The sequence below is a fragment of the Solibacillus sp. CAU 1738 genome (assembly GCF_039888725.1).
GTDB lineage: Bacteria > Bacillota > Bacilli > Bacillales_A > Planococcaceae > Metasolibacillus.
Genome location: NZ_JBDQQN010000002.1, coordinates 719,707 through 741,014 on the forward strand (window position 1 = coordinate 719,707; position 21,308 = coordinate 741,014).

At 39.1% G+C, this 21,308-nt stretch carries 19 protein-coding genes; all 19 read right to left on the reverse strand.

Going from position 1 to position 21,308, the window contains the following annotated elements; translation table 11 throughout:
• Positions 1 to 26 precede the first annotated feature (26 nt).
• On the reverse strand, positions 27 to 1,340 hold the full coding sequence (trmFO, locus tag AAFN87_RS08790) for an FADH(2)-oxidizing methylenetetrahydrofolate--tRNA-(uracil(54)-C(5))-methyltransferase TrmFO (RefSeq protein ID WP_347790668.1): 1,314 nt from the start codon (positions 1,338 to 1,340) through the stop codon (positions 27 to 29).
• Positions 1,341 to 1,356: 16 nt separating this feature from the next.
• Positions 1,357 to 3,441: a type I DNA topoisomerase gene (topA, locus tag AAFN87_RS08795; protein WP_347790669.1), complete on the reverse strand. Its 2,085-nt coding sequence runs from the start codon at positions 3,439 to 3,441 to the stop codon at positions 1,357 to 1,359.
• Between the two features lie 94 nt (positions 3,442 to 3,535).
• Positions 3,536 to 4,432, reverse strand: coding sequence for a DNA-processing protein DprA (gene dprA / locus AAFN87_RS08800; RefSeq protein WP_347790670.1), 897 nt, complete (start codon positions 4,430 to 4,432; stop codon positions 3,536 to 3,538).
• A 149-nt stretch (positions 4,433 to 4,581) separates the two neighbouring features.
• The gene (sucD, locus tag AAFN87_RS08805; RefSeq protein ID WP_347790671.1) at positions 4,582 to 5,484 is read right to left on the reverse strand and encodes a succinate--CoA ligase subunit alpha; all 903 of its coding nucleotides are present in this window, start codon (positions 5,482 to 5,484) and stop codon (positions 4,582 to 4,584) included.
• A 17-nt stretch (positions 5,485 to 5,501) separates the two neighbouring features.
• A complete protein-coding gene (gene sucC / locus AAFN87_RS08810; RefSeq protein ID WP_347790672.1) occupies positions 5,502 to 6,662 on the reverse strand; it encodes an ADP-forming succinate--CoA ligase subunit beta in 1,161 nt (386 codons plus the stop codon).
• 178 nt (positions 6,663 to 6,840) lie between these two features.
• A complete protein-coding gene (locus AAFN87_RS08815) occupies positions 6,841 to 7,134 on the reverse strand; it encodes an EscU/YscU/HrcU family type III secretion system export apparatus switch protein (protein ID WP_347790673.1) in 294 nt (97 codons plus the stop codon).
• Positions 7,131 to 9,029: a hypothetical protein gene (locus AAFN87_RS08820; RefSeq protein WP_347790674.1), complete on the reverse strand. Its 1,899-nt coding sequence runs from the start codon at positions 9,027 to 9,029 to the stop codon at positions 7,131 to 7,133. The genes AAFN87_RS08815 and AAFN87_RS08820 overlap by 4 nt, the downstream gene beginning before the upstream one ends.
• A 5-nt stretch (positions 9,030 to 9,034) precedes the next feature.
• A complete protein-coding gene (locus tag AAFN87_RS08825) occupies positions 9,035 to 9,790 on the reverse strand; it encodes a ribonuclease HII (protein ID WP_347790675.1) in 756 nt (251 codons plus the stop codon).
• A 370-nt stretch (positions 9,791 to 10,160) separates the two neighbouring features.
• Entirely contained in the window at positions 10,161 to 11,039 is an 879-nt protein-coding gene (gene ylqF / locus AAFN87_RS08830; RefSeq protein WP_347790676.1) for a ribosome biogenesis GTPase YlqF, read from the reverse strand.
• A 116-nt stretch (positions 11,040 to 11,155) separates the two neighbouring features.
• Complete coding sequence (lepB, locus tag AAFN87_RS08835) at positions 11,156 to 11,719, reverse strand: signal peptidase I (RefSeq protein WP_347790677.1); 564 nt, start codon at positions 11,717 to 11,719, stop codon at positions 11,156 to 11,158.
• Positions 11,720 to 12,000: 281 nt separating this feature from the next.
• Positions 12,001 to 12,345 carry a 50S ribosomal protein L19 gene (gene rplS / locus AAFN87_RS08840; RefSeq protein ID WP_347790678.1) on the reverse strand — a complete coding sequence of 115 codons (345 nt, stop codon included), beginning with the start codon at positions 12,343 to 12,345 and terminating at the stop codon, positions 12,001 to 12,003.
• Between the two features lie 132 nt (positions 12,346 to 12,477).
• Entirely contained in the window at positions 12,478 to 13,206 is a 729-nt protein-coding gene (gene trmD / locus AAFN87_RS08845; protein ID WP_347790679.1) for a tRNA (guanosine(37)-N1)-methyltransferase TrmD, read from the reverse strand.
• Positions 13,206 to 13,721, reverse strand: a complete 516-nt coding sequence (gene rimM, locus AAFN87_RS08850) for a ribosome maturation factor RimM (RefSeq protein WP_347790680.1) — start codon at positions 13,719 to 13,721, stop codon at positions 13,206 to 13,208. The genes trmD and rimM overlap by 1 nt, the downstream gene beginning before the upstream one ends.
• A gap of 149 nt (positions 13,722 to 13,870) precedes the next feature.
• Entirely contained in the window at positions 13,871 to 14,104 is a 234-nt protein-coding gene (locus AAFN87_RS08855; RefSeq protein ID WP_347790681.1) for a KH domain-containing protein, read from the reverse strand.
• A gap of 16 nt (positions 14,105 to 14,120) precedes the next feature.
• Positions 14,121 to 14,393 (reverse strand): 30S ribosomal protein S16, encoded by a 273-nt coding sequence (rpsP, locus tag AAFN87_RS08860; protein ID WP_347790682.1) that lies wholly within the window; start codon positions 14,391 to 14,393, stop codon positions 14,121 to 14,123.
• Between the two features lie 104 nt (positions 14,394 to 14,497).
• Positions 14,498 to 15,856, reverse strand: coding sequence for a signal recognition particle protein (gene ffh / locus AAFN87_RS08865; protein ID WP_347790683.1), 1,359 nt, complete (start codon positions 15,854 to 15,856; stop codon positions 14,498 to 14,500).
• A 13-nt stretch (positions 15,857 to 15,869) separates the two neighbouring features.
• Positions 15,870 to 16,202 carry a putative DNA-binding protein gene (locus AAFN87_RS08870; RefSeq protein ID WP_347790839.1) on the reverse strand — a complete coding sequence of 111 codons (333 nt, stop codon included), beginning with the start codon at positions 16,200 to 16,202 and terminating at the stop codon, positions 15,870 to 15,872.
• 240 nt (positions 16,203 to 16,442) lie between these two features.
• Positions 16,443 to 17,732, reverse strand: a complete 1,290-nt coding sequence (ftsY, locus tag AAFN87_RS08875) for a signal recognition particle-docking protein FtsY (RefSeq protein ID WP_347790684.1) — start codon at positions 17,730 to 17,732, stop codon at positions 16,443 to 16,445.
• A gap of 17 nt (positions 17,733 to 17,749) precedes the next feature.
• On the reverse strand, positions 17,750 to 21,307 hold the full coding sequence (gene smc / locus AAFN87_RS08880) for a chromosome segregation protein SMC (protein ID WP_347790685.1): 3,558 nt from the start codon (positions 21,305 to 21,307) through the stop codon (positions 17,750 to 17,752).
• Position 21,308 lies beyond the last annotated feature (1 nt).

The window sequence follows — 21,308 nt, forward strand, 5'->3', positions numbered from 1 at the left end:
TAACAACTTTTAGAGGCTTTTGGCAATTAAATTGTTTGCGAATTCACAAAATTTCGAATTGTTTCTAAAGCGCGGTTTGCGTGACGCTCTGCGCGTTCTACTTTTGACTTAATACGTTCTTCTAAATCAGGGAACAATCCGAAGTTAACATTCATTGGCTGGAAGTTTTTCGACTCCGCTTCTGTAATATAACGTGCCATAGAACCTAGGGCAGTTTCTACAGGGAAGTAAAGTAATTCTTGCCCCTTTGCTAAGCGGGCTGCGTTAATTCCTGCGATTAATCCACTACCAGCTGATTCTACATACCCTTCAACGCCTGTCATTTGGCCAGCAAAGAAAATAGTTGGATTTGAACGTAACTGGTACGTTTTATTTAAAACTTTCGGAGAGTTAATAAATGTATTACGATGCATGACACCGTAGCGTACGATTTCTACATTTTCTAATCCCGGAATTAATTGTAGTACTTCTTTTTGTGGTCCCCATTTTAAATGCGTTTGGAATCCAACGATATTGTATAAGGTGCCGGCTGCGTCGTCTTGACGAAGTTGTACGACTGCATACGGACGCTTTCCAGTTTTCGGATCTTCCAGTCCAACTGGCTTCATAGGTCCAAATAGCATTGTTTTTTCGCCACGTGCTGCCATCACTTCAATTGGCATACAGCCTTCAAAATAGATTTCTTTTTCGAATTCTTTTAATGGCACAACTTCTGCATCAATTAATGCTTGACGGAAACGGTCGAATTCCTCTTTATTCATCGGGCAATTTAAGTATGCTGCTTCCCCTTTATCATAACGAGATTTCAAATATACTTTGTCCATATTAATTGAATCTTTTTCGACAATTGGTGCTGCTGCATCGTAGAAGTATAAATAATCTTCTCCTGTTAGCCCTTGAACTTTTTCTGCAAGTGCTTTTGACGTTAATGGACCAGTCGCAATAATTGTAATACCTTCTGGAATTTCAGTAACTTCCTCGTGAATAACTTCTACTAGCGGATGATTTTTCACTGCTTCTGTAACGTAGCCTGCAAACTCGTGACGATCCACTGCAAGTGCTCCGCCAGCAGGTACAGAGCAATTATCAGCCGCCTTCATAATAATCGAATCAAGCAAGCGCATTTCTTCTTTAATTACTCCTACCGCATTCGTTAATGTGTTTGCACGTAATGAGTTAGAACATACTAGCTCAGCGAATTTATCTGTATGATGAGCAGGCGTTTGCTTTACCGGGCGCATTTCATATAGTCGAACTTTCACGCCGCGCTTAGCAATTTGCCATGCTGCTTCACTACCAGCAAGACCTGCTCCAATAACGTTTACTACTAATTCTGACATTTTTATTACCAACCTTCTATTGTGACGGTGTTTCTTCGTAATCACAGTCTGAATTTGTACACTGGATTTGAACACCTTTTTTCAATTTCTTCTCTACTAATAATGAACTACATTTCGGGCAAGGTCTACTAATCGGTTTATCCCATGATACGAACTCGCATTCTGGGTAGCGATTGCAGCCATAAAATAAACGCTTCGTTTTACTTTTACGTTCGACAATTTCGCCTTCTTTACAGCTCGGACATTTTACATCAATTAACTTCATAATTGCCTTTGTATTACGACAATCTGGGAAATTAGAGCATGCCATAAATTTACCGTAGCGGCCTAGTTTATAAACCATTGGAGCTCCACAGTTGTCACAATCCTCACCAGCCGGCTCGTCTTTTATCACGATTTTTTCCATTACCTCATCTGCATGTTTAACACGAGGTTCAAAATCTCGGTAAAATTCATCGATAACTTGGACCCAACCTTTGATTCCCTCTTCGATTTTATCTAAATCATGTTCCATCTGTGCCGTAAACTCAATGTTAATGATTTCAGGGAAAAATTCCATCGTTGCTTGGTGCACAATTTCACCTAATTCAGTCGGCACAAATCGTTTTGCATCCAGCTGCACGTAGCCTCTTTTTTGAATCGTATCCAAAGTAGGCGCATACGTAGATGGACGTCCTATTCCTAGCTCTTCCAATGTTTTCACTAAACGAGCTTCCGAATAACGCGGTGGTGGCTGTGTAAAATGCTGCTTTGGTTCAATTTCCAATGATTTTACTTTATCACCGATATCCATTACAGGTAAAAGTTTAGTTGTCTCTTCTGTTTGATCATCTGAGCCTTCGATATAGAGCTTCATGAATCCTGGGAATTTCACTTGTGAGCCATTTGCTCGGAATTGTACGCCCTCATTTTCCAAATCTACTGTAACAGTGTCTAAAATCGCTGGTGCCATTTGGCTAGCAACAAAGCGGTCCCATATTAGACGGTACAAGCGCAGTTGATCGCGACTAAGTATTGTTTTTAATTCTTCAGGCGTACGTAAAGTACTTGTTGGACGAATCGCTTCATGCGCATCTTGTGCATTTGTTTGCTTTTTCACTTGCTTAACTTCGGTCACAACATAGTCTTTCCCATATTTTTTCTCAATATAGTCAACAACTTCTGCTTTAGCCGTATCAGAAATACGAGTTGAATCTGTACGCATATACGTAATTAAACCGACCGCGCCTTCCTTTTTACTCAGCTCAATTCCTTCATACAGTTGCTGTGCTAGCATCATCGTTTTTTTAGCACGGAAATTTAACTTACGTGCTGCCTCTTGTTGTAATGAAGACGTTGTAAAAGCAGGGGCTGCATTTCGTTTACGTTCTTTTTTTACGACGTTAGTTACTGTGAAATCATTACCTTTTAATTTTGCTAACACTTCTTTCACTTGCTGTTCATTGGTTAGCTTTATTTTTTCTTTGTTTGACCCATAAAATAATGCATCAAAAGGCTTAGCTCCTTTTTCAAAGCTCCCTTCAATCGACCAGTACTCTTCAGGTTCAAAATTTTTAATTTCATGTTCACGATCAATAATTAATCGGAGTGATACGGATTGAACACGTCCAGCTGACAAACCTTTTTTTACCTTTTTCCACAGTATCGGGCTAATATTATACCCTACTAAACGGTCTAAAATACGGCGTGCCTGCTGTGCATCTACTAAATCCATATTAATCGGACGCGGTTGTTTAAAACTTTCTAATATTGCATCTTTTGTAATTTCATTGAAGACAACGCGGCAGTCCGACTCGATATCAATGTTTAGCGCTGTCGCTAAATGCCATGCAATTGCCTCTCCTTCGCGGTCTGGATCGGCTGCGAGATAGATTTTTTTCACTTTTTTTGCTGCCGATTTTAATTCTTGTAGTACAGGACCTTTCCCACGAATTGTAATATACTTAGGCTCATAATTATTTTCCGTATCAATTCCCATTTGGCTACGTGGTAAGTCACGTACATGTCCAATAGAGGCTTTCACTTTATATTTTTTTCCTAAGTAACGTTCAATTGTTTTTGCCTTTGCAGGTGATTCTACTATTACTAAATAATCTGCCATCTATTCTTTCCCCCTTATAGAGGTTACTTATTGGATTTCAAAGCAATACCTGTTGCAAAATGTATAACAGATTTAAACAGATTGCAACTTTTTTTCAATTTTTAATTTGAAACATTTGTAATTCCTCTAATATTTGATACCCGTCCCAAATCAGAATTGCTCCTTCTTTTAATAATTTATTTGTACCTTTTGATTGCTCAGAATGAATCGGCCCCGGTACGACAAAGACATCTTTCCCATGATCGAGTGCATGCTCTGTAGTAATGAGTGTCCCACTTTTCAAAGCTGCCTCTGTGACAACGAGTGCATTACTCAAGCCGCTAATAATCCGATTACGCATCGGGAAATGCCACTTCTTTGGGCCTACATACGGTGGATACTCCGAAAGTAATAGATGATACTTCGCTATATGTGTAGCAATCTCTTTATTTTCTTTAGGATATAAATGAAAGAAGCCGTGTCCTAAAACAGCAATTGTTTTACCTCCGTAATGGATGGTAGCTCGGTGTGCAAGGGTATCTGCACCCTTTGCTAAACCACTAACAATAACATATTCTTGTTGTATTAACGGTGGCAAAATCGTTTGCAGTGCTGTTATAGTATAATTTGTTGCGTTGCGAGAGCCAATGCAAGCAATTTTCTTATTTGCCGTTAGAAGTCGAACATCACCTTTTGCATATAGTACAGTTGGAGGATCAATAAGCTGTAGTAAACTTTTCGGATACAATTCACTTGTATAAGGAATGGCAGAAATTTGATGTTCTTCATAACTATCCGCAATCGGTGTACTTATTATACGCAAATAGCTTGTTTGCAAAGCTTGTGCTTTATTTTCTGTCATTCCTAGTATTTTGGCAAGCAATTCAATCGGAACAAATTGTAAATTCTGTAATGAATGTATTTCTTTTAGTAGGCGCTGGAGCTTATTTAGCGGTAGAGGATATACGTAGTGCAATGCTAATAATTGTTGTAGATTAAATTGTTTTGTCATTTTATCACTCCTTATATTATATAGAAGAAAAAAATGACCGCATAGAAGTGTAAACAAACATTGGCGCGAATGAGCTGGCATTGTTATTTGCTGTTCATTTAATTTGTTTACGAAAAAGGTGTAGCGTATAATACGCTACACCTTCTATTTTAATGTGTCTTACATTTCTCGTATAGACCTTTTTCTTTTATAACGCGAATTAATGTTTCACCAATAACAGATGGTGTTTCTGCTACTTCAATTCCAGCCGCATTCATCGCTTTAATTTTTTCTGCAGCAGTGCCCTTACCGCCAGAAATAATTGCACCAGCATGTCCCATTCGTTTACCAGGAGGTGCTGTTTGACCACCAATAAAGCCTACAACCGGTTTTGTCATATTAGCTTTAATCCATTCAGCTGCTTCTTCTTCCGCAGTACCACCAATTTCCCCAATCATAACGACTGCATACGTTTCAGGGTCATCATTAAACGCAGATAATACGTCGATGAAGTTTGTACCGTTTACCGGGTCTCCACCGATACCAACAGCTGTCGTTTGACCAATGCCAGCTTGCGATAATTGGTGCACAGCTTCATAAGTTAAAGTACCGGAACGTGACACTACTCCAACATGCCCTTTTGTATGAATATAACCTGGCATAATACCAATTTTACATTCATCCGCTGTAATAACACCTGGGCAGTTCGGTCCTACTAGTCTAGTTTTCTTACCTTCCATATAACGTTTCACTTTCACCATATCTAGTACAGGAATATGCTCTGTAATACAAATCGTTAAATCTAGTCCAGCATCAACGCCTTCCAAAATTGCATCAGCAGCAAATGGTGCTGGTACATAAATAACTGATACGTTTGCCCCCGTAGCATCTACCGCTTCTTGTACTGTGTTGAAAACAGGTACGCCTTCGATTTCAAGACCACCTTTACCTGGTGTAACACCAGCTACAATTTTTGTACCATATTCAAGCATTTGTTTTGTATGAAAAAGTGCTGTTTCACCCGTAATTCCTTGCACGATGACTTTTGTATCTTTATTAATATAAACACCCATTTTTCTCCCCGCCTTCCTTAGCCTACTAATTCCACAATTTTTTGTGCGCCATCTGCCATTGAATCAGCAGCGACAATATTTAAACGAGATTCATTTAATAATTGTTTACCTAGCTCTACATTTGTCCCTTCTAAACGAACGACTAATGGTACCGCTAAGCCTACTTCTTTTGCAGCTGTAATAACACCTTCTGCAATAATGTCACATTTCATTATTCCACCGAAAATATTTACAAAAATACCTTTTACATTTACATCAGATAGAATAATTTTAAATGCCTCTGTAACTTTTTCAGCTGTCGCACCGCCCCCAACGTCTAAGAAGTTCGCCGGTTTGCCGCCGTAATAACTTATTGTATCCATCGTTGCCATCGCAAGCCCCGCACCATTAACCATACAACCTATATTTCCTTCTAAAGATATATAGCTTAAGTCATATTTTGAAGCTTCAATTTCTTTCGGATCTTCTTCATCAAAATCACGTAATTCAACAATATCTTTATGTCGATATAATGCATTTCCATCAAAATTGAATTTTGCATCAAGTGCCATTACTTCATCACTACCCGTTACAACTAATGGGTTAATTTCTACGATTGATGCATCTTTATCGATAAATGCTTGGTATAGACCTAGCATTAAATTCACAGCTTTATTCACTAGCTTTGCAGGAATATTCATATTAAACGCCATACGACGCGCTTGGAATGGTTGTAAGCCCGTCACTGGATCAATTATTTCTTTAAAAATCTTTTCCGGTGTTTCCTCTGCCACTTCTTCAATATCCATACCGCCCTCTTCAGAGCCCATCATAGTGACGCGAGAAGTTGCACGATCTAATACTAAACTTAAGTAATATTCTTTACGAATATCTGAACCCTCTTCAATGTATAGACGTTTTACTTCCTTACCTTCAGGACCTGTTTGGTGTGTAACTAATATTTTACCTATCAATTCTTTAGCATATGAACGGACTTCATCAAGGTTTTTAGCAATTTTTACTCCACCCGCTTTTCCGCGGCCCCCAGCGTGGATTTGTGCTTTAACAACAGTTACGTTAGCACCTATTTCTTTTGCGACCTTTACTGCTTCATCTGGAGAAAAGGCTACTTTCCCTTTCGGAACAGCTACACCGTACTTTCTTAAGATTTCTTTCCCTTGATATTCATGGATATTCATAATACATCCTCCCATCAGACATTGGAAATTATTTTACTAACATAATCTATTCTATACAAACATTCTGACAATGTCTATATTTGTCTTTAATGCGAAATTTTCAATTAATTATGCAGTTATATTCTACAGCAGATGATGCAAATGTAAAAAAAGCATAAGTCGGACTTCGACCTATGCTTTATATTTGTCTTTGTAACTCATTATGTTTACGGTCTAGATGATAAATAAATGCGAATACTTCGGCAACTGCTTGGTATAATTCTTCTGGTATCGATTCGTTTAAATCTAACTGTCCTAATAATTCAACCAAATTCGGATCTTCATGAATAGGAACTTCATGAAGTTCCGCCTGCTCTAATATATTTTCCGCAATTTTCCCTTTTCCTTTTGCAATAACTTTCGGTCCAGCATGATCAGACGGATTATAAGATAGAGCAATCGCTTCTTTTCTAATATATCTTCTTTCGCTCATACCCGAATATCCACCCCACCGCTCTCCTCTTGATCATCTTTTGAATTTTGCGGAGCTTGTTCTGTCATAGTATTTTCAAACTGCTTTATAAAGATTCCCGAGAGCTGATATTCTTTATTTGCTAACCCTTGTTTTAACGATAGCTTTAGCGGTTCAGCTAGCTGTGCCAAGCCCGCATTATCATTGAATACATTTACTGTGATGATACGATTTTGCACTTGCATATCGATAACCGTCTCGTTTAATGACTCCATGTGCAAATAAAAAAGCACGCGTGCATAGTTGGCGTCAATTTTACCATCCTCTTTCATACGCCCATTCCACTGCAAAGTAGCATCCATACGCTTGCCGAAAAATTCAAGTGGTACTTGCATAACTAGCTGATGCTGATGGCCATTTTCACCTGATAATAATTGCATTCCATTTATACGTGCCATTAACATATCGGCTGATTCACGTAATAATGGCGTTGTATTTGTATCTTGAATTAACGCTAGCAACTGTGGTTTTAATTGCTGTGCCAAATCTTGTATATCTGTTGCCTTATTGTTTAATGCAGCTTCATAACTTATGCCAAGACCTTTTAACACGGTTTTCATCGCTTGCTCCATAGCTTTACTATCAATAGAGGACTGCACCTGAGCATCAGCTTGTGTTAATATCGTTTGGATTGTCGGTTGTGTGAAATTTGTTGCTTCCTTCACTATAGTACGAAGGAGCGCATCATTATTTTGTGTTCTTACTTCTGGTCTTAAAAGCGATACTAGTTGATCCTTTATCGATACCCCGCGCTCATTTTGGGTAAACAGGTGACTTGCTGAGCTATCTGAATAAGCTTTAACTAATTGTATTTGCAGCTCCTTTGCAAATATTTCAAGTGTTTGCTTCGTTTGCGGTAGCTGCGTAAATCGATCTACTAATTGCTGTAATTGCGCTTTTTGAGCAGTTGACAATAGACTATCGTTAACAATGAACGCTTTTACTTGTTCTATTAATTGCCCTCTCTGCTCAGGTTTAGCTTGTGCTACTTGAGCAATTAGCTGTCCTGCGTTTGTAGGTGGAGACTGTATTTGCTCCGTTTGGCTATGAGGCTGACTTGCCCAGTTTTGCACAGTTGCATGTTGTGGTACAACACCCGCTTGCTTCAATAATTGCAATGCTTGCGCTTTATCCGTTACACTCACATTCGGATCAGCAAGTAGCTGCACAGCACGCGCGAGTACTAGCCCCCCTATTTCAGCATCAAAAGGTTTGGCAAGCGATTGTACTTGTTGCATAATACTTGTTTTCAACTGATCATTGACAGATGTCGCACTACCGAGCTGTTGCAGAAAATTATGTAACGTCTGTGTCATACCATCCGTCTTTGCTCCTTGTACTAATGCTTGAAACACATCATTTGTAAATGGCATTTTCAGCTCTACCATACGCTGGATTGCAACAAGTGCATCCTGCTTCGATATGCCATCTGGTAAGCTCTTCATCCACAGTTCCGCTTGCACGAGCTGCTCTTTCGAAATCGGAATTTGTTGTTTCATAAAATGCGCCATCACTTGCTGCATTTCAGTTGATTTCGGTAAATTCATAGATTCTAGTAATTGTGTCAACTGCTGTGCTGGCGTCATCGCCTGTGACATCGGACCTGATACAACCTTTAACTCTGTCTGTGCACCAGATGTATTAATCACCTGAAAAAAATGTGCATCCCCTACTTTTAGTGGCGTTTCTAACTTTGCAATTAGCCTATTCCCCCCAACTTGCACTTCCGCCATTTGGTCTGGGTAAAGCTGCTTAATTGTCCCATGGAATACTTGTCCTTGCTTCAGTGCAAGTGGTTGATTCGCTTGCACTGATTGCGTCTGGTTAGATACTAGGTTTAATGATGTTGATGTCATAAAATTCATCCTTTCATCATAGATTTAACGGGCTCAAAAGTCTTCCGATGATAAATTGTTGGTCCGTACCGCTCAAGCGCTTCTAAATGTTGCTTCGTTCCGTAACCCGCATGCTGCTCAAAGCCATACTGCGGAAATTCCAGCGCTAAGTTCTCCATATATTGATCACGAGCCGTTTTGGCTAAAATGGACGCCGCAGCAATAGCTAAGCTTTTCGCATCCCCTTTAATAATCGATGCTTGCGGAATTGTTATTGGCAAAGTCATCGCATCAACAACCACAAAATCAGGCTTTATATGAAGCATGTTCACACTTTCCGTCATTGATTGCTTCGTTGCCTCATAAATATTAAGTTTGTCAATTACCTCGGCACTTTGAAAATGGATGTAATAGCTGAGTGCATGTTCTTTTACTTGCAAACAAAAGCGTTCACGTGCTTCTTTCGATAATTGCTTTGAGTCATTCAAGCCAAGTAACTCTTGACAGTTTTCTGGTAAAATAACTGCCGCGGTTACAACTGGACCTGCCAAAGGACCACGCCCCGCCTCGTCAACACCGGCAACGAGCTTGCCGTACTGTGCATCAAAGCTAATTTTTTCATTATGTGCTTGTTGCAATTGCTTCTGCTTTTCTAACCGCTTTAAAAATTGAGACCAAGCTTTTTGTACACCTGCACGCTCATCAGATGCTATATCCTTCATCCATAATTCTATCTTTGTCGCTGCCTTTAATGCAGCTGTAATCTCTTTAATTGTTTGCATTGTCAAACTCCTTGTTTCTATATAAGTAATATATCGGCTTGTTTTTCCTTATTTAAAAGAATCCTTCTTTTCTGATGCTTTAAGAAAGAGTACAAGCTATAAAATTGTCTTTTTTACAAACTATTTATGCATGAAATAAACGAAAAAAGAATCCATTTCTGCTAAGGTTAAATCACTACAAATTAACCAGTAGAAGGATTCTAATAATGGCTACTTTACCGCAAATTACACTCGATTTCAATCGTCAAATAAAGCTAATAACCGCTGGCGTTATTGTCACACTAAGCAAGAAAAAGCTGCCCCAAGATGAGTGTATACCTCACTTTAGGACAGCCCTTTCGAGTTATTATTAACTATTAGCAAGCATTCTTTATTGTTCAGTTAACGCTTCTTTTTCCAGTTGTTCATCTACAAAATCAAAAGTAAGCTTACCTAAATGCTGGCTGCGAATATCACGTACAACAAGCTCCGCTACTTGATCATAATCAATTTCTCCACCTTGTCCAAATACGCGACGCAACTTCCCAATATGATCAAATGTTTCCACTAAATCTTCATGTACAAATGATAAACCATAACGTTCTTCCATTCGTGTTGGATATTTTTTTGATAAGAAACGGAGACCATATACTGCTAAGTCTTCCATATTCGTAATCGTATCTTTTATCGCCCCCGTTAAGGCAAGCTTATAGCCAACTTCCTGGTCCTCGAATTTCGGCCATAAAATTCCCGGTGTATCTAACAGCTCGAGCTCTTTACCAACTTTAATCCATTGTTGTGCTTTTGTGACACCTGGCGTATTGCCTGTTTTGGCTATATTTTTCTTCGCTAAACGGTTGATTAACGTTGATTTCCCAACGTTCGGGATACCAACAATCATTGCACGAATGGCACGGGGTTTCATCCCTTTCGCCTTCATACGTGCCCATTTATCTTCTAAAATCTCTTGCGCCGCTTTCGTTACCGTTTGCAAACCTTTCCCCTCAAGAGAGTTAATCGCAACTGCTTTATGACCACGCTCTTCGAAATACCGTAGCCATCTACGCGTTTCAGACTCATCTGCCATATCTTGTTTATTTAAAATAAGTAAACGCGGCTTTTGATTAATCACTTGGTCGATCATCGGGTTGCGAGATGATAACGGCAAACGCGCATCGACTAATTCAAATATAATATCAACTAATTTTAATTTCTCAGACACTTCTCGGCGCGCTTTTGCCATATGTCCCGGAAACCATTGAATTGTCATTTGTAATCCTCCTATACATTGAACCTCATACCACTTCTCCCTATGTCATTTGAAGTTGGTATCTGCTGTTGGGAAAAGATAAAAAAGAGGAGATATGTGTAATCTCCTCTAGTCCATTACTTTACCATTTTTATTTCGTTTAAAGGCCAGAAAATGATGCTTGTATTACCGATAATTTCTTTTTGATTGACGATACCGATATGGCGGCTATCTTTACTAAAACGGCGGTTATCGCCCATGACAAATACATAGCCTTCTGGAATTACATCTAAAGATGGGTCAATATCTTGCAATTTGAAGTTTCCTGTTAAGTTTCCTTCTGTTATTTCCGCTTTATATTGATCTAAATACGGTTCAGGAATTGGCTCACCGTTAATATATAACTGATCGTCTTTATATTCAATATGGTCACCAGGAAGACCAATTACACGTTTAATGTAATCTTTTTGTTCCGGTGCATGGAATACGACAATATCAAAACGATTTGGACTTCCAATTTTATAATTGATTTTGTTAACAATCATACGATCACCATCTTCAAGGGTCGGCATCATTGAGTCACCATCAACTACAATTGGCGTAAATAAAAAATAGCGAATGAAAGCTGCAATTGCAAACGCAATTAGAAGCGCTTTTGTCCATTCCCAAAGTTCATTTTTTTCTTTCTGAGTTTTTTCCACGCAGATGTCCCCCTTGTCTATCACCTATTATTGTAAACGAAAGTGTCAGAACAAGCAAAAAAAAATACCATTCACATCGCATTTTCCTCACTCAAAACAAAATCACTTACAATAGAACTAATTATTTCCACACTATATTGATAGCAAATATACTTAGCAATATAAAGCAGAAAAATCATAAGCTCTTATTGTGAAATATTTTTTACTTCCGGACTTAATTTCCCTTTCAAGCAAAAGAAAAAGAGCTTGTAAAAGTACAAGCCCTCTTCTTAAAAAAGTTATTAGCGGATTTCTTTAATACGAGCAGCTTTACCACGTAGGTTACGTAAGTAGTAAAGTTTTGCACGACGCACTTTACCGCGACGAGTAACTTCTAAATTAGCAATTTTTGGAGTGTGTACTGGGAAAGTACGCTCAACACCAACGCCGTAAGAAATTTTACGAACAGTGAAAGTTTCGCTAATTCCGCCACCACGACGTTTAATAACTACACCTTCGAATAATTGGATACGCTCACGAGTACCCTCAACAACTTTCACGTGTACCTTTACTGTGTCACCAGGACGGAATGAAGGTAGATCTGAACGAAGTTGTTCTTTAGTAATTTCTGTAATAATGTTTGACATTGTTTTCTCTCCTTAGACAGATGCTCATGCACGCGATTTTTCGCCACAGCGGAACACCGTAATTCAGTACCTCACATAGAAGCACAAAATGAATGTTACCATAAATATTAGGCACGTGCAAGCAGTTTTACTTTACATTTCATTTTTCAGTTTTTCGATTATTTTTACCTGTTTTGGTGTAAGCTCCAGCGCATCTAATAAATCAGGTCGACGTAACAATGTACGCTTAAATGATTGCTCCTCGCGCCATTCTTCGATTTTTGCATGGTTACCTGAAATAAGTACATCAGGTACTTTCATGCCTCTAAAATCAGCAGGACGCGTGTAGTGAGGATGTTCTAATAGCCCAGTTGAAAATGAGTCCTGGATATGTGAATCCGCTTGTCCTAATACACCCGGTAATAAGCGTACAACAGCATCTATCACCGTCATCGCAGGTAATTCGCCACCTGTAAGTACGAAGTCTCCAATTGAAATTTCGTCTGTTACGAGATGTTCCCGAATACGCTCGTCATACCCTTCATAGTGGCCACATAAAAATACAAGCTCATCTTCTTGTGCCAACTCTTCCGCCTTTTTTTGGGTAAAGCGTTCACCTTGTGGACACATTAAAATAACGCGCGGAGAACGGCCTTTCGTAATTGACTCAACTGCATTAAACATTGGCTCTGGCTTTAATACCATACCTGCACCACCGCCATATGGATAATCATCTACTTGCTTATGCTTGTTGTCACTAAACTCACGAATATCAGATACAGCTAGCTCCACTGCACCTTTCTCTTGAGCCTTTTTTAATATGGATGAACCGAATACTCCTTCAAACATATGTGGAAACAAACTTAATACATGAATATTCATTACAATAAGCCTTCCATGACGTGAATAATTATTTTTTTCTCATCGACATCAATTTCTTTTACTACATCAGCAATGTACGGAATATAATGCTTTTTACCTTTAGCTGTAATTTCCCATACATCATTAGCGCCTGTTTCCAAAATATCGGAAACGACACCGATTAGTTCGCCCTCTTCGGAATACACTTCACAATCTTTAATTTCAAAGTGATAATATTCATTTTCATCAAGTTCATCATCCGCTAATTGGTCCTTCGACACTTTCAATAAACCTTCTTTAAAAGGTTCTACTAAGTTGATGTTATTTAGCCCTTCAAACGTTAGTAAAATAAAGTTTTTATGACGGCGTGCACTTTCAATCGTTACCCAAATTGGACGCTTGTCATCCTTTTTAAATACCGCTAGCTTGTTGCCAATTGCAAAGCGTGTTTCTTCAAAGTCTGTCGTAGAAATAACACGTACTTCACCGCGGATGCCGTGTGTGTTTACGATTCGACCTACGTTAAACCATTCCATAATAGTCACCTCTTATATGAAAAGTGCTAAAGCGACTTCGACCTGAAGATGCTTTAGCCTAAACATTTTCTAATTTTCGTAATCCTTATTATATAATAAAAAGAAGGAAGGAACTAGCAAGCTCCCTCCTCCTCTTATTGTCTAGATTTTCAATCCAATATATCGACGTAAGTCTTTTTCTTCTGATGACTACTCGCAGCTGAATAAACAATTGTACGAATCGCCTTTGCGACGCGTCCTTGCTTGCCTATGACTTTCCCTCGATCCTCTGGATGAACAAAAAGCTTATAAACAATTCGATTTGCATTTTCGTCCGTCTCGATACGGACATCTTCTGGATAATCGACTAACGGTTTAACGATTGTTTCAATCAGTTGCTGCATAGCACGTCACCTCAGACTATTTGCTGAATTTTTGGTTGTGGAATTTCTCCATAATACCTTGCTCTGAGAACAAGTTACGTACAGTATCAGATGGTTTAGCGCCATCAGCTAACCATTTAAGAGCTTTCTCTTCATCGATGTTTACTGTAGCTGGAGTAGTAAGTGGGTTGTAAGTACCTACTGTTTCGATTTGACGACCGTCACGTGGTGAACGAGCATCTGCAACTACGATACGATAGAAAGGAGATTTGTTAGCTCCCATACGTTTTAAGCGAATTTTAACTGCCATTTTTCTAGCACCTCCGAATAAGTTTCACACAAGATAGTATATTATCAATGATTGTGTTGTTTGTAAAGTGTTTTTTCTTAACACCTAAAAAAATGATGAGAATTTTATTTAAACAATGAATCGAGACCAGGTATTTTCATCTTTTTCTTGCCTTTGCCGGATGTCATCCCTGTCATTTGCTTCATCATTTTTTTCATATCTTCAAATTGCTTCAATAGGCGATTGACCTCTTGAATAGACGTACCAGACCCTTGTGCAACACGTTTTTTACGACTTGCATTCATAATATCTGGGTTTGTTTTTTCTGCTGGTGTCATCGAATAAATAATTGCCTCGATGCGCCCCATTTGCTTTTCATCTACTTTAACATTATCCATGCCCTTCATCTTGTTCATACCTGGAATCATTTTTAGAAGATCTTCTAATGGTCCCATTTTTTTCAGTGCTTGTATTTGCTCGATAAAGTCATCCAATGTAAAGCTTTGCGTCATGAACTTTTCTTCAAGTTCTTTCGCTTTTTCCATATCGACGTTAGCTTGGGCTTTTTCAATCAGTGATAATACATCACCCATACCTAAAATACGACTCGCCATACGCTCTGGGTGGAACGGCTCAAGCGCGTCCATTTTTTCACCCATACCGACAAATTTAATAGGCTTTTCTGTAACAGCACGAATAGATAACGCAGCACCACCACGTGTATCACCGTCAAGTTTCGTTAATACAACACCTGTAATACCGACTGCTTCATTAAAGCTTTGCGCAACGTTAACTGCGTCTTGCCCCGTCATCGCGTCAACGACTAAAAATACTTCATCTGGCTCTTTTAACGCACGAATATCTTTTAATTCTTGCATTAATGTTTCGTCTATATGTAGACGTCCTGCTGTATCAATTATGACTACATCCAAATGTTCTTCTTTCGCATGTTCTATCGCTTGACGCGCAATTTCAACAGGGGAAACATCCGTCCCTAAAGAAAAGACCGGTAACGATAACTGCTTCCCTAATGTTTGCAGCTGCTGTACTGCGGCTGGACGGTATATGTCAGCTGCTACTAGTAACGGCTTACGATTGTATTTTTTACGTAGTACGTTTGCAAGCTTCCCTGTCGTCGTCGTTTTACCTGCCCCTTGTAAACCGACCATCATAATAACAGTCGGTGGCTTCGTATTAAATTTAATTGGGCTTTGCTCGCCACCCATTAGCTCTGTAAGTTCATCTTGGACGATTTTAATTACTTGTTGACCTGGTGTTAAGCTTTTCATTACATCTATGCCAACTGCTCGTTCACTTACTTTTTTCACGAATTCTTTTACGACTTTTAAGTTAACGTCAGCTTCGATTAAAGCAAAACGGACTTCACGCATCATTTCTTTTACGTCTTGTTCCGTCACTTTCCCTTTGCCTTTAATCTTTTGAATTGTCCCTTGGAGTCGTTCCGCCAATCCTTCAAATGCCATACGTTTTCGCCTCCTAATCCGATTCCTTCAGTTGTTCAATTAACGCGAGGCGCACTTCTAAAGACGTGTCCTCTTTTAATGCGCTAGTCAGCTGTTCAAGCACTTGCTGACGTTGCTGAAATTTTCCAAATAATTGTAGCTTATCTTCATATTCCTCAAGCATTGCCTCTGTACGGCGAATATTATCATAAACGGCCTGACGCGATACAGTATACGATTCAGCAATCTCCCCTAGTGAATGATCGTCTAAATAATATAGCTCCATGTAACTGCGTTGTTTATCCGTTAATAGCGCTTGATAAAAGTCGAAGAGAAAGTTCATGCGCGTTGTTTTTTCAAGTAGCACTTTAATCTCTCCAATCATAATTTGTCTACTATATCTTATGATTTTCCTTATAGACTGTCAAGGAAATTCCCTTTATAAAAAAAGGTGGCACAGTTGAAAGTTATTTAAAAACCGACCCTTTACAACAAAGATGGTTATATTTCCATCTGACCGCCACAGAAGTAAATATTAATAAGAGAAATTTATTACAAAAATATAAGCTGCCCCGCAAGTTTTTTACTTACGGGACAGCCCTTATAGTTAGTCTTCCATTTGCTCTAATTCTTTTTCTAAACCTTCCGCAAATAGACCGTAGACGTAACGCTCTGCATCGAATGGTTGTAGGTCATCCATTTTCTCACCTAGACCAATAAATTTAACTGGGATGTGTAGTTTGTTGCGGATAGCAAGAACAATACCACCTTTTGCAGTTCCGTCTAGCTTCGTTAACACAATTCCTGTTACATTTGTTGCTTCTTTGAACATTTGCGCTTGCACAAGTGCGTTTTGGCCAGTCGTTGCATCTAGCGCTAACAACACTTCATGTGGAGCATTTGGAATTTCACGTGAAATGACACGATGCACTTTTTCCAACTCATTCATTAAGTTTACTTTATTTTGTAAACGTCCTGCTGTGTCACAAATAAGCACATCTGCACCGCGATTTTTCGCCGCGCGAATCGCATCGTACATAACAGCTGCTGGATCTGAACCTTCCGATTGCTTTATTACTTCACAGCCAACACGGTCGCCCCACACTTGCAATTGGTCAATCGCACCTGCTCGGAATGTATCACCAGCAGCTAGAAGAACAGATTTCCCTTCTGCTTTTAAGCGGTGTGCTAGTTTACCGATTGTCGTCGTTTTACCAACACCGTTTACCCCAACGAATAAAATAACCGTTAATTCACCTTTTGGCTGAATATTTAAAACCGTTAAATTTTCTTCGCCTGATTCATAAATTTCTACAAGTTTTTCAGAAATAAGCGTTTGAATACCATTTGTGTCTTTAATGTTTTTGCGTTGCACTTCAAAACGCAATTTTTCCATTAATTCCATTACTGTTTCAAAACCAACGTCCGCTTGCAATAGTACATCTTCTAATTCTTCAAAGAAATCCTCATCTACTTTACGATAACGTGCTACTAAATCATTTACTTTTGATGTGAATGAATTACGTGTTTTTTCAAGTCCAGCTTTAAATTTTTGTGTAATCGACCAAGCAGAAGGTTTCTTTTCTGCAACAACTTCCTGCTCTTCTTCGATTTCTTCAACTATAGCTGGAAATTCCTGCTGTGCCGATTGTTCAGTCATATCAGTAGTCTGTTCTGTAGCAACTGGCTCTGTAGTGTTCTCGACAACTACTTCTTCTAATTTTTCAACAGCTGGCTCTGACATACTAACTTCACTTTGCTCATTGCTCGTTTCTTCTAGTTCAGTCGTAATTTCATCTTGATTTTCTGCCTTTTCAGCTAGTAACTCGTCCTGCTGTAATTTTTCGTCTTCGGTATTACCAATCAATTTTTCTTTTAATCGTTTAAAAAAGCTCATATTTTTACGCTCCTTTGTCAAACTAGTACAGCATCTTCTTCCAGTTTTACAGATACAAGCTTCGAAACACCCGATTCTTGCATCGTAATACCATATAATACGTCGGCCCCTTCCATCGTCCCTTTTCTATGTGTAATGACGATGAACTGCGTCTCTTCGCTAAATTTCTTTAAGTATTGACTATAGCGTACAACGTTGGATTCATCTAAAGCCGCCTCGACTTCATCAAGAATACAGAATGGGATAGGGCGCGTATTTAAAATAGCAAATAATAGAGCAATTGCTGTTAATGCTCGCTCTCCACCTGATAAGAGACTTAAATTTTGCAGTTTTTTCCCTGGTGGTTGTGCCACAATTTCAATGCCTGTATCTAGTATATTTTCCGGGTCAACAAGCACTAAATCTGCTTGACCCCCGCCAAATAGTTCTCTGAAAACAACTTTAAACTGCGCACGCACCATCGCAAACGTCTCCGAAAAACGTGCAGTCATTTCTTCATCCATTTCTTTTATTGCTTCTTGTAGTGTCTCCTGCGCAGTTAATAAATCACTCCGCTGTTCTGTTAAGAATACGTGACGCTCTTGTACTCGATCATATTCTTCAATCGCTGTTAAATTGACTGGTCCAAGCTCTTCAATCGATTGTTTCAGTAAGCGAACTTTACGACGGACTTGCTCTACATCTTCAATAGAGATGGCGCTAGCCTTTGCTTCTCCATATTCCAATTCATATTGTTCTTCTAGTTGTGTTTCAAGAGATTCTAACTCAAATTGTGTACGGTTTCGTTTCAGCTCTAGTGTACGTAATGCATCAACATAACCTTTATGTACACGAGAAAGTTCTTGCAAGCTTTCTTCTAACGTCGTCATTTGCTGTTGCTGTGCAGAACGCGACTCACGCTGTTGTTGAATCGTCTCTGATAAAGCTGTTTTTTTCAATGTCCAGTTTTCCACAGCTAGATTGATTTCCTCCAAAGACGGTCCTGTACCTTCATCAGATAGTAACCAATTTATTTCTTGGGAAATATTTTGAATAGTTAGTTGTAATTTCGAACGCTTTAACGCTATTTCAGCAGTTGTAATTTGAACTTGTGTTAATTGCTCCACCGCTACAGCAAGTGCCGAACGTTTTTGCGCAGACTGCTCACGCAATACATCTTTTTGAGTTTCCCCGTAAACTTTCGCTTCTGTTAGCTGTTCAACTTGGGCATTAATTGCTGCGAGCTCTGTTGCAAGCTCTTGTAAACGTGTAATAGCTTCGTTTTTTTGTACAGCTAATATTTCTTCCCGTGATGTCACAGAAGATTGCTCGGATGTCGCAATCGTTGCGGTTTGTTGCAAGCTTTTCTCTGTCATTTCAATCTCTAGCATTTTGGCACGATGAATTTGCTGTTGTGTTCGCAAATCATCACCAATTAGCTTCAGTTTTTCTAAATCATTGCGAAGTGTCGCAATTTGTTCTTTTTGGGTTGCCACAGTTTTTTCAGCTGCAGAAATAGATGTTTCCATTTCGACAATTTTGGCAGTTAGTGTATCTAGTTCAGCTTTACGCGTAAAAAGTGATGACTGTTGCTTTAAGGCACCACCAGTTAATGATCCACCTGCATTGATTATATCTCCTTCAAGTGTAACAACACGGAATTTAAAACCGCATAAACGCGCAATTTGACTAGCACCTTCTAAATTTTTCGCTACTAAAACATTGCCTAGTAAATTTTCCACGATCGTACGGTTAGATTCATCAAATTGTACAAGTTCATATGCAAGTGCGACAAATGCAGGATGCTCCGAAGCTTGTGCAAGCTGAGCAGGGAATAATTTACGCGATTTCATAACTGATTTCGGTAAGAAAGTAGCTCGTCCCGCACGTTTTTGCTTTAACCAGCCAATTGCCTGCTGTGCTTGTCTCTCGTTTTCAGTCACAATATGCTGTGAAGCGGCACCTAAAGCTGTCTCAATTGCTTGCGAGTACTCGCCATTAACTTGAATAAGCTCCGCAACTGCACCTTCAATACCTGTTAATTCACCTTTATCTCGCGCAAGTAACACTTCTTTTACGCCTTGGAAGAAGCCTGAGAAATCCGCTTCAAGCTCTGCTAATGTTTCTTTACGCGCCTTTAATTGCTGATGATGCTGATACGCTTTATATAATAGCTCTTGCTTTTCATCAAATTGTATAGTTTTTGTTTTTAGTTGCAGTTGCATTACATCATATTGAGATAATGTATCCGCAATGTCAGCCTCTACTTTTTCGAGTAAAGCGACAGTTGTTTGTTTTAACGACAACACTTGTTCCAGCTCTTTTGTTACTTCTTCCGAACGATCAGTCATCCGAGCAGCCGTTTCTTTTTGCTGGGTTAATTGCTGTTCAATATGTTTTAGCTCATTTTTAACTGTTGCTTCTTCATTTAATAAATCAATATATTTATTTTTCGATTGCTCAATGTCTGCTTCAATTTCTGAAGCAGAACGTGTCAATGACTGTTCTAACTGTTTAATCGCTAGCTTTAATTGTTGGACTTCTTTTTGCTTTTCTTCAAATTGTTGCTTTTTTTCGTTTTCAGCTTGTTCGAGTTCTTGCTCCTCGCCACGCGCCTCATCTAGTGAAGCTTGCAATTGTTGCAAATGCTTTTCAGCGTTTAAACGCTTTTCATTAACAAGCGCTTTTCTACCTTCCCAGCGCTCTACTTCTGTACTTGCTTCTACTAATTCTTCCCCAGATTGATCTAGCACATTGTCAATTTCGTTTAACCGCGTACGAATAGTACGTAATTGCTTTTCTACGCCGGCAATTTCTGCTGCCTTCTGTTGTTCAGTTTGCAACAATGTTTCATGCTCTGCATCTATTTTTTTTAACGTTTCATAGCAGCTAGTCAAATCATGTGCAATAAGTGCGATATCATAATCTTTTAACTCTGTCGTCATACGCACATAATCTTTTGCGCTAGAAGCTTGTATTTGCAGCGGCTCTAAGCGGCTATCTAATTCATGTAAAATATCTAACACGCGGTGCAAATTATCATCTGTTTCAACGAGTTTATACTCGGCTTTTTTCTTGCGCAATTTATATTTCAAGACGCCTGCCGCTTCCTCAAAAATGAGGCGGCGATCATCTGGACGGCTGTTTAAAATTTCGTCAACACGCCCTTGTGAAATTATAGAAAATGCTTCTTTGCCTAAGCCAGAATCCATAAACAAGTCCGTAATATCCTTCAGGCGACATTGCTGGTTATTCAGCAAATATTCGCTATCACCTGAACGATACACACGTCTCGTTACACTAATTTCCGTGTAAGGAACAGCTATTCGTTCATCTTCATTATCTAAAATTAACGTCACTTCTGCAAAGTTCAATGGCTTTCGAGAGTCACTGCCAGCAAAAATAACATCTTCCATTTTAGCCCCGCGTAACGACTTCGCAGACTGTTCACCTAATACCCACCGGATCGCATCGGTTACATTACTTTTGCCACTTCCGTTCGGGCCAACTACAGCCGTTACACCAGGAACAAAATCTATACCGATACGCTCTGCAAATGATTTGAAGCCAATCACTTCAAGTCGCTTTAGGAACATA

Excerpts from the sequence above, each read along its gene's own strand:
- topA (WP_347790669.1), bottom strand. The coding sequence starts at position 3,441 with ATGGCAGATTATTTAGTAATAGTAGAATCACCTGCAAAGGCAAAAACA.
- trmFO (WP_347790668.1), bottom strand. The coding sequence starts at position 1,340 with ATGTCAGAATTAGTAGTAAACGTTATTGGAGCAGGTCTTGCTGGTAGT.
- rpsP (WP_347790682.1), bottom strand. The coding sequence starts at position 14,393 with ATGGCAGTTAAAATTCGCTTAAAACGTATGGGAGCTAACAAATCTCCT.
- AAFN87_RS08820 (WP_347790674.1), bottom strand. The coding sequence starts at position 9,029 with ATGACATCAACATCATTAAACCTAGTATCTAACCAGACGCAATCAGTG.
- AAFN87_RS08825 (WP_347790675.1), bottom strand. The coding sequence starts at position 9,790 with ATGCAAACAATTAAAGAGATTACAGCTGCATTAAAGGCAGCGACAAAG.
- smc (WP_347790685.1), bottom strand. The coding sequence starts at position 21,307 with ATGTTCCTAAAGCGACTTGAAGTGATTGGCTTCAAATCATTTGCAGAG.
- ftsY (WP_347790684.1), bottom strand. The coding sequence starts at position 17,732 with ATGAGCTTTTTTAAACGATTAAAAGAAAAATTGATTGGTAATACCGAA.
- ffh (WP_347790683.1), bottom strand. The coding sequence starts at position 15,856 with ATGGCATTTGAAGGATTGGCGGAACGACTCCAAGGGACAATTCAAAAG.
- sucC (WP_347790672.1), bottom strand. The coding sequence starts at position 6,662 with ATGAATATCCATGAATATCAAGGGAAAGAAATCTTAAGAAAGTACGGT.
- ylqF (WP_347790676.1), bottom strand. The coding sequence starts at position 11,039 with ATGACAATTCAATGGTTTCCGGGACATATGGCAAAAGCGCGCCGAGAA.
- rimM (WP_347790680.1), bottom strand. The coding sequence starts at position 13,721 with ATGGAATGGTTTAACGTAGGTCGAATCGTAAACACACACGGCATCCGC.
- AAFN87_RS08855 (WP_347790681.1), bottom strand. The coding sequence starts at position 14,104 with ATGCAGCAACTGATTGAAACAATCGTTAAACCGTTAGTCGATTATCCA.
- dprA (WP_347790670.1), bottom strand. The coding sequence starts at position 4,432 with ATGACAAAACAATTTAATCTACAACAATTATTAGCATTGCACTACGTA.
- AAFN87_RS08815 (WP_347790673.1), bottom strand. The coding sequence starts at position 7,134 with ATGAGCGAAAGAAGATATATTAGAAAAGAAGCGATTGCTCTATCTTAT.
- sucD (WP_347790671.1), bottom strand. The coding sequence starts at position 5,484 with ATGGGTGTTTATATTAATAAAGATACAAAAGTCATCGTGCAAGGAATT.
- rplS (WP_347790678.1), bottom strand. The coding sequence starts at position 12,345 with ATGTCAAACATTATTACAGAAATTACTAAAGAACAACTTCGTTCAGAT.
- trmD (WP_347790679.1), bottom strand. The coding sequence starts at position 13,206 with ATGAATATTCATGTATTAAGTTTGTTTCCACATATGTTTGAAGGAGTA.